The organism is Methanoculleus sp. UBA430, from assembly GCF_002506585.1.
Classification (GTDB): Archaea; Halobacteriota; Methanomicrobia; order Methanomicrobiales; family Methanoculleaceae; genus Methanoculleus.
The window spans coordinates 160,586-173,677 of record NZ_DAXW01000001.1 but is presented as its reverse complement, the minus strand read 5'-3'; the positions used below and the strand labels follow the sequence as shown (position 1 = coordinate 173,677).

General features: G+C 64.0%; 11 protein-coding genes and 1 tRNA gene. 5 read left to right on the top strand and 7 right to left on the bottom strand.

Going from position 1 to position 13,092, the window contains the following annotated elements; all coding sequences use genetic code 11:
* Positions 1 to 275 precede the first annotated feature (275 nt).
* Positions 276 to 1,031, top strand: a complete 756-nt coding sequence (locus tag BRA49_RS00875; RefSeq protein WP_292382620.1) for a TrmB family transcriptional regulator — start codon at positions 276 to 278, stop codon at positions 1,029 to 1,031.
* 20 nt (positions 1,032 to 1,051) lie between these two features.
* Here BRA49_RS00875 and BRA49_RS00870 read toward each other — a convergent pair whose 3' ends face one another.
* The 4 genes from BRA49_RS00870 to BRA49_RS00855 form a co-directional block, all read right to left on the bottom strand.
* Positions 1,052 to 2,344, bottom strand: coding sequence for a serpin family protein (locus BRA49_RS00870; protein WP_292382618.1), 1,293 nt, complete (start codon positions 2,342 to 2,344; stop codon positions 1,052 to 1,054).
* A 57-nt stretch (positions 2,345 to 2,401) separates the two neighbouring features.
* Positions 2,402 to 4,312: a glycoside hydrolase family 15 protein gene (locus BRA49_RS00865; protein ID WP_292382617.1), complete on the bottom strand. Its 1,911-nt coding sequence runs from the start codon at positions 4,310 to 4,312 to the stop codon at positions 2,402 to 2,404.
* 4 nt (positions 4,313 to 4,316) lie between these two features.
* A complete protein-coding gene (locus tag BRA49_RS00860) occupies positions 4,317 to 5,288 on the bottom strand; it encodes a TIGR03885 family FMN-dependent LLM class oxidoreductase (protein ID WP_292382616.1) in 972 nt (323 codons plus the stop codon).
* Between the two features lie 69 nt (positions 5,289 to 5,357).
* A complete protein-coding gene (locus BRA49_RS00855) occupies positions 5,358 to 6,740 on the bottom strand; it encodes an Nramp family divalent metal transporter (protein ID WP_292382615.1) in 1,383 nt (460 codons plus the stop codon).
* A 334-nt stretch (positions 6,741 to 7,074) separates the two neighbouring features.
* Between BRA49_RS00855 and BRA49_RS00850 the strand changes: the two genes are divergently transcribed.
* A complete protein-coding gene (locus BRA49_RS00850) occupies positions 7,075 to 7,494 on the top strand; it encodes a pyridoxamine 5'-phosphate oxidase family protein (protein ID WP_292382614.1) in 420 nt (139 codons plus the stop codon).
* Positions 7,495 to 7,628: 134 nt separating this feature from the next.
* Here the strand turns inward: BRA49_RS00850 and BRA49_RS00845 are convergent.
* A tRNA-His gene (locus BRA49_RS00845) sits at positions 7,629 to 7,701 on the bottom strand.
* A 441-nt stretch (positions 7,702 to 8,142) separates the two neighbouring features.
* On the opposite strand from BRA49_RS00845, the gene infB reads away from it, so the two are divergent.
* On the top strand, positions 8,143 to 9,924 hold the full coding sequence (gene infB / locus BRA49_RS00840; RefSeq protein ID WP_292382612.1) for a translation initiation factor IF-2: 1,782 nt from the start codon (positions 8,143 to 8,145) through the stop codon (positions 9,922 to 9,924).
* A 120-nt stretch (positions 9,925 to 10,044) separates the two neighbouring features.
* The gene (locus BRA49_RS00835) at positions 10,045 to 10,443 is read left to right on the top strand and encodes a 30S ribosomal protein S6e (RefSeq protein WP_292382610.1); all 399 of its coding nucleotides are present in this window, start codon (positions 10,045 to 10,047) and stop codon (positions 10,441 to 10,443) included.
* A 187-nt stretch (positions 10,444 to 10,630) separates the two neighbouring features.
* On the opposite strand, the gene BRA49_RS00830 is transcribed toward BRA49_RS00835, so the two are convergent.
* Positions 10,631 to 11,095 carry a DUF2240 family protein gene (locus tag BRA49_RS00830; protein ID WP_292382608.1) on the bottom strand — a complete coding sequence of 155 codons (465 nt, stop codon included), beginning with the start codon at positions 11,093 to 11,095 and terminating at the stop codon, positions 10,631 to 10,633.
* On the bottom strand, positions 11,092 to 11,514 hold the full coding sequence (locus BRA49_RS00825) for a hypothetical protein (protein ID WP_292382606.1): 423 nt from the start codon (positions 11,512 to 11,514) through the stop codon (positions 11,092 to 11,094). Before BRA49_RS00825 ends, BRA49_RS00830 begins: the two co-directional genes overlap by 4 nt.
* Before the next feature lie 89 nt (positions 11,515 to 11,603).
* Here BRA49_RS00825 and BRA49_RS00820 point away from each other — a divergent pair, with 89 nt between their 5' ends.
* Entirely contained in the window at positions 11,604 to 13,043 is a 1,440-nt protein-coding gene (locus BRA49_RS00820) for a bifunctional metallophosphatase/5'-nucleotidase (RefSeq protein WP_292382604.1), read from the top strand.
* Positions 13,044 to 13,092: the final 49 nt, after the last annotated feature.

Here is a 13,092-nt window from a genome sequence, read left to right as displayed (position 1 = left end):
CTGGTGCTGTGCGGGCAGCGGCCCGGCCACACCCGGGCCTGCCCCGGATACCTGTCAGGGCATGATTATGACGGATCTCCCGGTTCTGTTTCGACGGTATCCGATCTTCTCGATTCAGGTGGTATCGCTTCTGCGTGCTGTTCTCACCAGTCCTCACTGCAGGCGCTCTGACGGTGCCTCCCGGCAGGGGACGGTCGTGCGAGGAGGTTACCTCTCTCGCTGATCTATCTCTTCCCCAGCAACCTATATGTCTGTTGCAACTTAAAAAAGTTGCAATGGCGAATGCGATCATCGACGGGCTCCGTGCCCTCGGGATGAACGAGTACGAGGCGAGCGTCTACTCAACGCTTGTCGGGCTGCAGAAGGCGACCGCACGGGACATCCACGAGATGAGCAGGGTTCCCCGGGGCCGGATCTACGATATACTAAACGATCTGGCCCGGCGGGGGTTCATCGGTGTGGAAGAAGGCTCTCCGGCGTCCTACTACGTGCTCGACATCGATGTGGTCTTTGACCGGCTCAAAAAGGACTATATCCGCACTCTCGACGAGACTCGCGAGGCATTGAAGAACCTCTCGGTCAAACCGCGCCTTTCCCCGGACTCGTTCTTCATCCTCCGGAGCGGGTGGGCCATCGAGAACCATATCTCCGCGCTCTTCCGGCGGGTGAAGAGGAGCATGGTGGTCCTCTGCTACAACCCTGAGTTCCTCCGGAAGTATTACACCATCATCAAGCCGCTGGAGCGGAAGATCGACCTCTACGTGGTCGTGCGGAAGAGGGAGGAATGTGCCGATATCAACCTCCCGATCTACGAGGCCAGGGGGACCGTGATGGAACTCCTGAACACCCGGCCGGTGAACGAGTCGGTGATGGAGGGTCTCAGGAGGGATGAGTGCGCGATCCTGGTCGACGGCCGGGATTTTTTCGCCATCGCCACTGCGGGGTCCGGGCGGTATGCGGTGATCGGGTCGGACATGCCGATCATCGGGTATCTGCAGAAGACGATCGTCGAGCGGCTCGAGGAGGTGTGAGGGGATATCGGTCCCGCCCCTCACGAGTTCTCCGGGTTTGCGACCCTCCCTGCGAAGAGGATCGTGCCGGAGTCCTCCTCGACGATCATGAAGACGAACGGGTGGTCCGCCTGGAAGACAGGGGTGGTATCTTCGAGCGGCATACTCACCAGGTTCACGACGACCCCGGTCGCCGCCGCTGCCTCGGTCCCCTCCTCGTTCACGTCGACGAAGGCCTTATGGACGACATCGCTGACGAAGAGATCCCGCGTCCCGTCCATCCCGGAGAGGTCGGCGTCACCGGTGAAGGCCGTCGGCATCCCCATCGCCGCAAGCGCCGGGGGCAGATTGTACTCAGTTTCAAGCGTGAACTTCGGGAAGTAGACTTTGACCCTCTGCGAATCCAGCGAATTCCGGAGTTCTGCAACCATATCGGCATCGAGCCTCTCCTCGACGGCCATCAGGTTGTCGCCTTTCGGGAGGAGGACGAGCATCGAGAGCCCGGTCCCGTCGCCGTGGGTATACGGGAGTTCGAGCGCCTGGAGGGTCTCAGTCTCTGTATACCGGTAGACCGCGTCCTCGTCCGTCCGCTGCATCATCCGGACCTGCACGGTCTCGTTCGGCCCGACCCTGAACTCCTCATCCGTCGTTTCATTCGGGTCGAACTGCTCGGCCCAGGTCCCCTTGAAGTAGATGGCGTTCGTGATCACGAGCCGGGTCAGCGCATCGATCGAGCCCGCCGGGAGGAGGTCGCGGATCTTCTCTTCGGTCTGTTCCTCCACCCACCGGTTGATGGTCGCACGCGATCCGTCGGGGTTGTTCCTGAAGTCGAGGTTCGTTACGTTCGCCCCGTACCACTGAGCGGCCGCGTCAACGTACTCCGGGAGGAACTGATAAGTCTCCTCCGCCCAGAGGGCGTTTGCGGTCCGGAGCGTGTAGTTGTCGCTCCCGCGGTTGAGGCGGGCGTCGGTCGCGGCAAATCCTTCCCGCATGAGGGTCCTGTTCGCCGGGAAGTGGAGGACCGACCGGATCTCGTCGGCGGTCGTGCCGCGGGCGCCCTCATAGGTGATCGCCAGGGCCGATGATATGCTGTAAGGCGAGAAGAAGATGTTCCTGCCGGACGAATCGGGCGAGCCCGCGAGGTGCCGGTAGAGGTCGAACGCGAACCGGTTGTTCCCCTTCGCTACGCTGCCGTTGTCGTCCGGCGGCTCCTGCCCCTCCGGTGGGGCGGAGTCCGCAGACGTTGTTCCCTGCGCATCGATGCACCCGGCAGCGATGCTGCCGAGCACGACGAGGGAAGCCAGGAGCAGTATGCCGATACTCTCTCTGTTCATGGAGTGCGATATGGCACCGGGGATAGTTATGCCTGACGTTTTTCGAAGCCTCGCCCTTCAGACCGGCATCATCACAACACGGCCCCCTTCGAGCTCCGCACGGTGCTCCGGCGTCCCGATGGGGGCGTGGCCCGGGATCGGCTTCCCTTCGGCATAGGCTATGTAGAGGGCGCTGTTGATAAGGCCGATGTGGGTGAACGCCTGGGGGAAGTTCCCCAGGAACGCTCCCGTCGCCGGGTCGAACTGCTCCGGGTAGAGCCCCACGTGGTTTGCGCGGTCGACCATCCGGCTAAAGAGCGACCGGGCCTCATCGATGCGGCCGGAGAGGGCGAGGCAGTCGATGAGCCAGAAGGTGCAGAGCCCAAACGCCCCTTCCCTGCCGGGGAGGCCGTCGTCAGCCCGGTAACGGTAGACGAGACCGTTCTCCGTCAGCCCCTCGATCGTCGCATCAATCGTCCCCTCTACCCGGTCGTCATCGAACGGGAGGAACTCCAGCAGCGGGATGCGGAGGTTCGCAGCATCGAGGTCCTTTGAGCCGTAGGACTGGACGAACGCGCCCACCTCCGCATCGTAACCCTGTTCGAGGACCTGCCGCCGGATCGCGGCGGCGTTGCGGGCCCACCGATCCCGGTCTCCCCGGAGGCCGTACCGGTCGGTGAGGTGGACCGCCCGGTCGAGGGCAACCCAGAGCATCACCTTCGAGTAGACGTAGTGGCGCGGCTCGCTGCGGATCTCCCAGATCCCGTAATCGGGCTCTTTCCAGAGGGAACACGCCTCGTCGGTGACCCTGGAGAGAAACGCCATCTCTTTCTCCGGGAGTTTGTGCCCCCGGCGGGCGAGCTCGTAGGCGGTGTTGAGGAGCTCGCCGTAGATCTCAAGTTGCAGCTGGACGGCGGCGCCGTTCCCGATCCTGACCGGGCGCGAGCCCCGGTAGCCCTCAAGGTGGAGGAGATCCTCTTCGTCGAGGTCGGTCCACCCGTGGATGCTGTACATGAGCCGGAGCCCGCGGCCTTCGCCGGCCTGCATCTCCGAGACCCGCTCCATCCAGGAGAGAAGTTCGATCGCCTCCGCCCCGTGGCCGAGGGCGATGAGCGCCTGGGCCGTCATGGCCGAGTCGCGGATCCAGGCAAAGCGGTAGTCCCAGTTCCGCACGCCCCCGATATCCTCCGGGAGCGATGTCGTCGGTGCGGCGGCGATCGCACCCGTCGCGGCGTTCGTCAGCAGTTTGAGGGCAAGTTCGGACCTGACGAGGAGCGGGAGGAGGTCGCCCGCCCACTCCCTCGCGCGGCCGGCCCCGCTCCCGTAGGCCCAGGTCCGCCAGACCTCCGCGGTCTGTTCCTCGACCGACCCCGCATCGTCGGGCCGGTAGGTCAGGTCTTCGGTCCCCCACCGGGCTATCAGGACGCGCCGGTCGCCTTCCCGCATTGGGATCTCCGCCCGGAGGGTGTGTCCGCCCTCTCCCTCCTCGACCTTCCCGGCCTCCTCGATACCGAAGAGCGTCATGTCGTCTCTCCCGTCGGTTGCAAACCAGCCGCCGGGGATCCGCGAGATGCCGGTCGTCCCCCGGGCATAGTCGAACCGGGGCGACCACTCCACCGCCGCCTCCACGCTTCCGCCGGCGCACTCAAGGATGCGGTAGAGTTCGGGCGGGGCGAACGAACCTGCCCGCCCCTCGATATCCCCGAAGAGCGGCATCAGGTCGGTCACGACGAGCTTCCCCGTTTCACCGGAGAACTCCGTCCTGAGGATGTTGGTCTCCCCGGCATACCGCTGCCGCCCGCTCCCGGTCCCCGGGACCGATACCCTGAACCTGCCGCCCCGCCGGGCGTCGAGCAGGGCGGCAAAGACGCTTGTCCGGTCGAGGTAGGGGTAACAGCACCAGTCGATCGAGCCGTCGGTCCCGACGAGCGCCGCTGTCCTGAGGTTGCCGATGACGGCGTAGTCGCCGATGGGTTTGTAGTCTCCCATGCGGTCACCCGGAGAGCGCGGGGAGAACCTCGCGCCCGAAGTCCTCGATGAACTCAACCTGGCTCCGGTTCACGTTGTGGAGGTAGAGATGCGTAAAGCCGAGATCGATATCGGTCCTGAGCCACCGGATGTGCTTCTCCAGGTCCGCGGAGACGCGGATCTTCTCAAAGACCTTTGCCGGATCGGCAAACTCCCCGATAGCCGCAAACTGCTCCGGCGTCCGGAGGGTCTCGAGCACCGTCGCCGGGAAGACGTTCGCCCGCCACTGGTCCCACGCGCCGTTCCGGGCCTCCCCGTCGTCTCGCGCGTAGGAGAGGTCCACCTTGAGGTGCATCGGTTTCCCCTCCCCGCCGCCGCGCCGGAACGCGTTGACGACCTCCGCAAGTTCGTCTTCCGGCATCGCGACGGTGATGAGGCCGTCTGCCCACCCGCCGACCCATGCCGCGGTCGCGGGCGTCAGGGCGGCGCCGACGAGGAGCGGCGGCTCTGCCGGCCGGGTGTGGAGGCGGGCGTTGACGGTGCGGGCCGGGGTATCGGCGGTGACCGTCTCCCCCGCCCAGAGCCGCCGCATGAGGGTGGCGGCCGCGAGGAGCCGGGCGTTCCTCGCCCCTTTCTCCGGCCAGACCTCTCCGGTGATGCTCTCGTTGAGGGCCTGGCCGCTCCCGACGGCGATCCAGAACCGGCCGCGAAACATCTCGGCGAGCGTCGCCGCCGCCTGGGCGATGATCGCCGGGTGGTAGCGGTAACCCGGCGCACAGACGACCCCGGCCGGAAGCGAGGTCGCCTGGAGAGCGGCGCCGAGCCACGACCACGCGAACCCGCTCTCTCCCTGGGCAGGGGTCCAGGGGTTGAAGTGGTCCGAAGAGAGGAGCGCCCGAAACCCGGCGTCTTCGGCCTTCTGTGCGAGAGAAAGAAGCATGCCCGGGGGGAACTGCTCGTGGGATGCGTGGTATCCGATCGTCACGTTCTGTCTCATGTGCGCCTCCTGTCGGCCGTAGACTGCGCACCCGGGTATAAAAAGGGGGTGCCCGGCCGTGTTCGGGGTTCAGGCGAGGAACTCGGTTGCGATGTAGTATACCGAGAACGCCGCAAAGAAGATCCCGACGGCGATCGTCAGGATCACGATGGGGAGGGACGGCCGGAACTCGACCGGGAGCGTTCGCCGGTTCAGGTAGACCGTCATGAAGGCGACGACCGGGATCTGGATCGCCTCGACGATCCCCGCGATGGCGAGGGCGGTCACCGGTTCGAGCTGGACGAGGATGAAGATGAACGGCACGACGCCCATCAGACCGAGCAGGTAGACGTAGCGGTAGAACCGCATCGAGACCCACCGCCCCGTCGCTCTTGCCTGGCGGGCGATGAAGATCGAGCCCTGGCCAAGCATCCGGGTCCAGCCGTCGAGGTTGGCGACGAGGGTGCTCCAGAAGGCGAAGAACGCGGCCAGGATCATCAGCCAGGTTCCCGGCGCTCCCCAGACGTCGCCGAGGAGGACCGAGAGGACCGCGGTCACTTCCGGGCCCTCGGGGAGGAGGCCCTGCGGCCGGAGGAGCTCCGCACCCAGGATGAGGAGGGCGACGAGCAGGAGGAGGACGATGCCGGCCGCGATGACCGTGGATACGGTCATCAGCCTGAGCCAGTCCTGCATATGCTCCTTCTCGCTCCGGGAGAGGTGTGCGATCTCCGGCAGCCCTTCCTCCTCGATGACCCTCTCCTCCCCGCCTCGCCGGTGCACGGTGTAGTAGGCGGCGCCGTAGCCCCGGGCCGTGAGCCAGTAGGAGTACCATATGAGGCCCGCGGCCCCGGACATCACGAACCCGAGCCAGGGGAGGAGTTCGGCGTAGACGACGTCTTCGGGGAGGGCCGGGACGAGGCCGGCAGCGAGCGGGGCGATGCCGGGGAAGACGAAGCCCGCGGTCGTTACCAGGGCGACGATGATCGCGAGCGCCATGACGATCGACGTCAGTTCCACGCCCCGGTACCTGCCGAAGAAGACGAGGGCGAGCGAGACTAAGAGGACGATGGCCGCCCAGAGCGTGAAGCTCCCCGGAAGGGCGAGAATGACGGCCGAACCGGCCGCCCCCGCCATCCCGGTGATGGTGGTGACCGCAACGAGGAACTGGGGGAGCACGATGAGCCAGATCCCCCAGTTCGCCGGTCCGGGGAGGTTCCTGATCCCCTGGAGGAGCGATCCCCCCGTCACGACCGCGTAGCGCCCGATCTCGATGGAGAGCACGGTCTTTAAGAATATCGCAAGGATGAGCGTCCAGAGGACGGAGTAGCCGTAGAGCGAGGCTATCCGGGGGGTGAAGAGGAGTTCGCCGGTCGCGATGGCCGAGATCATCCATATGATCGCCGGCCCCATCCATCCGAGGATCTCCCGTCCGCGGGGAGCCGGGGGGACGACGGTATGGTCTTCGTCTGCCATGTGGTGTCAGCCTCCCTGACCGGGGTGAGCGGTCATGGGTATGCATAAGTCTTCCTGCCGGTGATCGTTGTGGGGTCCCCGGGCGGAGAAAAAGAGGGGGGCACAGCCTCCGCCGGCGGCTGCCTGCCGGGGGAGATGAGCATGATGCCGTTCGCCGTGCTCGGTGTCGATGCTCCTCCTGGGGCAGGATTGCGAAGGGAGGCCCGGTGGCCTGACCCCGGAACGCCGGCGAAGTGCTGCACCGGAACACCTATGAGCATGTCCGGGGAACAGCCCCGGGACTGCTTATGGTCCTGAGAGTGTTATGGCGCAGCCGTTTCCGGTGTGATGCTCCATGGTAGTGATGCCCGATACCCTCGTTGCGCTCCTCAAAGACTGGCATTCGGTCCCCGTCGCGACCACCGGGGCCGACGGGATGCCCAATGTCGCGGCGAAGTCGGTCATGGTCAGGGATCCCGAGACCATCGTCTGGGGCGAGCTCTATTTCATGCAGACCTACGAGAACCTCATGCGGCACCCGGTCGCGCTCTGTGTCTGGGAACGGACCCCGCCGTTCACCGCGTACCAGGTGAAGGGGAGGGTGGTGATCCACAGGGACGACGAGGTGACGGCGGCGCTTGACAGGAAGGTCTGGGCCGGACACCCTGAGGAGTTCGCGACTCGCACAGAGGGGATGGCAGCGGTCGTCCTCACGGTCGAGGAGATCTACGACCAGACTCCCCGGCTTGAGGCAGCAGGAAAGCGGATCGCATAAGTCTTATGGGTGAGTTTGACGAGTCGGAACGACTACGATCCCCGGGTTGGTGCCGTGAACGCTTCTCCCGTGCAGGTGAGGTCAGAAAGAGGCTATTGAACTATCCGGGAAGAGAATCAGAACAGAAATAATAAGGCCAGGGCCGAGATTCGAACCCGGGTCGAGGGATCCACAGTCCCTTAGGATGACCGACTACCCCACCCTGGCAAGGTACTCATTATAGTTGGTAGTCGGATTTGATTAAGGTATCTCTTCACTGTGCCTGCATCACACGCTGTTCCGGGGGTCACGGACACACGACCGGTCGCAGGGTGCGATGGACCGAACGTCCGGAGCTTGAGAAGCCATCAGGCTTCGGGGCAGGAGTTTGAGCACCCCTGGGTGCGAAGTGCGACGGTTTGTTTGAACCGGAGTTTGAGCACCCTTGGGTGCGAACGTTCGGAGCATGAGAAGACTGAAGATCTTCGAGCGATGAGGTGAATTATTAATAGACTCCATGTTCTATAACGTACCAGTGTTCCGGGCGCCGAGCGAAGCCCCGGGGGTAGGGGAATCGCCCAGACTCTGGCGTGATTAGGAAAAAATGGCCAATATTCCTGTTTTTTTGGGTTTATTCGTCCAGACTTCATATACCGGAAGGTGATTATTATGGCAAAGCAACCAACGATCAGGACCCCCATTGTCTGCGTGATGGGCCACGTAGACCACGGCAAGACGTCGCTCCTGGACAGGATCCGGGGCTCGTCCGTGGTATCGACCGAAGAGGGCGCGATCACGCAGCACATCGGCGCCACGCTCGTCCCCATCGATGCGATCACCCGCATGGGCGGAGCCTTAAGCAAGGTCAGCGTCAACGTCCCCGGCCTCCTCTTCATCGATACCCCCGGGCACCATGCCTTCACCACCCTCCGTGCGCGCGGCGGGGCGCTCGCCGACATGGCGATCGTCGTCGTGGACATCAACGAGGGCTTCCGTCCTCAGACGATCGAAGCCCTCCAGATCCTGCGCAACTACAAGACACCGTTCGTCATCGCGGCGAACAAAGTCGACCGCATCCACGGCTGGCGTGTCCAGGGGGGCCAGCCGTTCATGAAGACGTTTGCGCAGCAGAACGAGCGTGTCCAGGGCACACTCGAGACGAAGGTCTACGAACTCGTCGGGAAACTCTCCGATCTCGGGTTCAACTCCGAACGGTTCGACCGGGTCTCGGACTTTGCACGGAACATCTGCATCGTCCCCACAAGCGCTCTCACCGGCGAAGGCATCCCCGACATCCTTATGGTACTGATCGGGCTTGCCCAGCGTTACATGACCGAGAGCCTCAGGGTCAGCGCCGACGGCCCCGGTGCCGGCACCGTCCTTGAGGTGAAAGAGGAGCGGGGACTCGGGATGACGCTCGACGTCATCCTCTACGACGGCACTCTCAAGGTCGGGGACGAGATCGTCGTCGCGGGCAACGACCAGATCATCGAGACGAAGGTGCGTTCCCTCCTACAGCCCCGGCCGATGAAGGAGATCCTGATCGAGGAGCGGTTCGAGCGGGTCAAGTCGATCACCGCCGCCGCCGGGATCAAGGTCGCCGCCCCGAAACTCGACGGCGTCATCGCGGGTTCCCCCCTCCGGGCCATCCGGGGGGCCAATCGGGACGAGATGATCGAGATGGTCCGGCACGAGGTCCAGGACATCCAGGTGAACCTCGCCGATGTCGGGGTCATCATCCGGGCGGATACCATCGGCGCTCTCGAAGCGCTCTCAAAAGAACTCGAAAGCCACCAGATCCAGGTGATGCGGGCCACCGTCGGGCCGGTCACCCGCCACGACGTCATCGAGGCGGGAACGATCAAAGACCCTCTCTACAGTGCGATCATCGCCTTCAACACCCCGGTCCTGCCGGACGCGGTCGACACCCTGGAGGACGCCTTGATGTCCCATGTCCACGTATTCGAGGGCGGGGTCATCTACCAGCTCATCGACGACTACATCGAGTGGCGCGAGGAAAAGAAGCAGGAACTCGAGCGGCAGCAGTTCGAGAAACTGGTGATGCCCGCCAAGATCCGGATCCTCCCGAACTGCGTCTTCCGGCAGAGCAACCCCGCGGTGGTCGGCGTCCGGGTCCTTGGCGGGAAACTCCAGAGCGGTGTCGACCTGGCCCTCCCGAACGGCAAAAAAGTGGGCCGCATCAAGCAGATCCAGGCGAAGAACGAGACGGTCCAGGAAGCGGAGGCGGGCAAAGAGGTCGCGATCTCGATCGAGGGCCCTACCGTCGGCCGCCAGATCAACGTCGATGACGACCTCTACGTGGACATACCCGAGCGGCACGTCAAGATCATCGAGCGGGAGATGCTCGACCACTTAAGCTCGAGCCTGCGGGAGACACTCGAAGAGTTCACCATCCTCAGGCGCCGGGAAGATCCCTTCTGGGGGAAGTGAACCGCTCCGCCCCCATGCGGCCCCCCTCCCCCGGCCGGGATCTCCGATCAACCTCGTGAAGGTAGAATATTAATATCATATTCTCAAATTGTATAGGTACTTTCGAAGGAGTCGAAAACAATGGCAGATTTCAAAATTATCCTATCAGACCCGGAGACCGGGCATGCATACAAGATCGATGCGACCGGCCCCGCAGCAGGAGCACTCATCGGCAAGCGCATCGGTGACGAGATCGACGGGGGCATCTTCGGCCTTGCAGGCTACATGATCCAGATCACCGGCGGCACAGACAAGACCGGCATTCCCGCGCGCCGCGACCTTCCCGGGCCGGCACGGAGAAGACTCCTCCTCTCCAAGGGTGTCGGGTTCCACCCGGTTATGGACGGGGAGCGCCGCAGGAAGTCGGTGCGTGGAAACGAGATCAGCACCGACTTCGTCCAGATCAATGCCGCCGTAAAGCAGAGCGGCGCAAAACCATTAGCCGAATACTTCAGCCAGCCCGAGGCGGCGGCTGAATAATCAGCGCCTCTTTTTTTAGAATTGTTCTGTCCCCGGAGTGGAGACTCTCTCCCGGGTTGCCGCATCCCGTACCCACGGTGCGCGAATCCTTTCCCCGCTCCTTGCGAATAACCGCGGGCAACCGGTACATCGCCCCGTAGTGGGGGCGCGGATGGCGCCAGGAGCCCGGACGCCATCCGTCCGGCACCTACCTCAACTTTGCAACCGACTTCTCCAGGGCGGGCAGTTTGTCCTCGAATGCCACCCCATACTTCTTCGCGAGGATGACCGCCGCCGCCTCCGCCCGGAGGTTGCCGTCGAAGTGGTCGGCCACGACCCGGTGGAGCTCCGCGAAGACCTCCTGCGGCGGCTTTCCCGTCGTGGCGGCGACCCGCCCGATCAGGTCCTCGTAGGGGCTCTCGGCAGCGAGAACCTCGGAGGTGGGCTTGAACCCGAGCGGTATCGAGACCTCCGCGACATCGAAGAGCGGCCGGATGGTCCCCCCGTCCACCTCGACGAGCCCCTCCGCCGTCGCCCGCTCCAGGAGCTGGTTCGCCTGCTCCTTGTTCATCCACTTCCGGTCGATGGCGATATAGAAGACGAACTCGCTTCGCTGAAGCCGCTCTTTGCGCATGTGCTTGAACGGTGCAGCAACCGCAATCCTGACGCTCACTCGCAGGCACCCTTGAGAAGTCGTCGCAGGTCCATCGCATCCAGGTCGCCGAGGCGGCCGTCCTTGGCCACGTAACATTCCGTCACCGGACCCCTGTCGACGATACGGAGGAAAAAGACATTCTCCGAGACCGGCAGCCTTTTTTCAGGCGTAAGAAGCGTTCTCTGCAGATCGACCCGGAAGTCTGCCGTCTCGCTGACCTTCTCGGAGAACGGTTTGAGGGCGTCGAGGTCCAGGAACTGCGTCCGCCCGTCCGCGACCTGGAAGAGGATCCGTTCCTTGACGAGACCGTCAACTCCCCGCACGGTCGTATGAGTGTCGTGCATCCGGGCTATACAGGCGAGGACGTCCTGGAACGGCCGGACGAGCTCGAAATCGAGGTCGATGGACTGGGGAAAGCGATGATATATCCTGCGCATCACTAGAACTGAGGTCTGCGGAACGTAAAAAGGATATGATCCCGTCGCGGCACAAAGGTTTTTGGCATACTCCCGCCCCCTGCATCCGTATGACGGACCACCTTACCCTCCTGCAGATGAACGACTCACACGGGTATCTGGATCTGCACCCGGAACTCTTCTATGCCGCGGGCCTGCCGGAGTACCGGATGGCGGGCGGCTATGCCCGGATAGCCGCACTCTTCGAGGAGATCCGCGATGCGCGGCGGGAGCAGGTGTTCGCGTTTGACTGCGGCGACACCATTCACGGGACCTACCCTGCCGTTCGGTCGAAGGGCGAGGCGCTCGTCCCGGTGCTGAACGCCCTCCGCCTCGATGCCATGACCGCCCACTGGGAGTTCGCCTACGGCCCGGAGCAGTTCAGGAGGATTACCCGCGCCCTCGACTACCCGATGCTCGCCGTCAACTGCTACGACGATGCGACCGGCGACCTCGTCTTCCCGCCGTATACGGTCTGCGAGACCGATGGCCTCGCGGTGGGCGTCATCGGGATCGCCGCCACCATCGTCGACAAGGTGATGCCGGAGTCCTTCTCGAAAGGAATCCACTTCACCCTGGGGAATGAGGAACTCCCGGGGCAGATCGCTCATCTTCGCGACGAGGAAGGGGTGGACCTCGTCGTGGTGGTCTCTCACCTCGGTTTCCCGCAGGAGGTGAAACTTGCCGGGGAAGTGGACGGGATTGACGTCCTCCTCTCCGGGCACACCCACAACCGCCTCTTCGAGCCCGCGGTCGTCAACGACACGATCCTCATCCAGTCCGGCTGCCACGGCTCTTTCCTCGGCCGGCTCGATCTGACGGTCGAGAACCGGCGGGTGAAGCGTTACTCCCACGAACTGATCATCGTCGGGGAGGAGATCCGGCCTGATCCGGAAGTCGTCGACCTGGTCGCGGGAGCCGTGGACCCGCACCGCGAGCGTCTCTCGCGGGTCGTCGGGGAGACCCGGACCGCCCTCAACCGGAATTCGGTCCTTGAAGCCACGATGGACAACCTCCTCCTGCAGGCGATCTGTGACGCCACGGGCACCCAGATGGCCTTCTCGAACGGCTGGCGTTACGGTGCCCCGGTGCCGCCGGGCCCGGTGACGGCAAACGATCTCTGGAACATCATCCCGGTCAATCCCCCGGTCTCGACGGTCGAGGTCACGGGACAGGAACTCCGGGCGATGATGGAGGAGAACCTGGAGCGGACCTTTGCGCGCGATCCCTACCAGCAGATGGGGGGGTACGTGAAGCGGTGTATGGGGGTCAAACTCTACTGCAAGCTTGAGAACCCACCCGGTCTCCGGATCCAGGAGTTCTTTGCGGGCGGTCGGAGGCTCGACCCGGACGCCGTCTACCGGGCTGCGTTTGTCACCGGGCAGGGCGTGCCGGCGAAGTACGGGAAGAACCGGGAGAACCTTGATATCCGGGCAATCGAGGCGCTCGAACGTTACCTCTCACGTGGCCCCGCGAGCGCAGAACTTCGCGGGAGCGTGATGGCGATATGACGCCGCCGAAGGTCGTCGTCTCGACGAGCACGAGAAGGTGCCTCTTGTC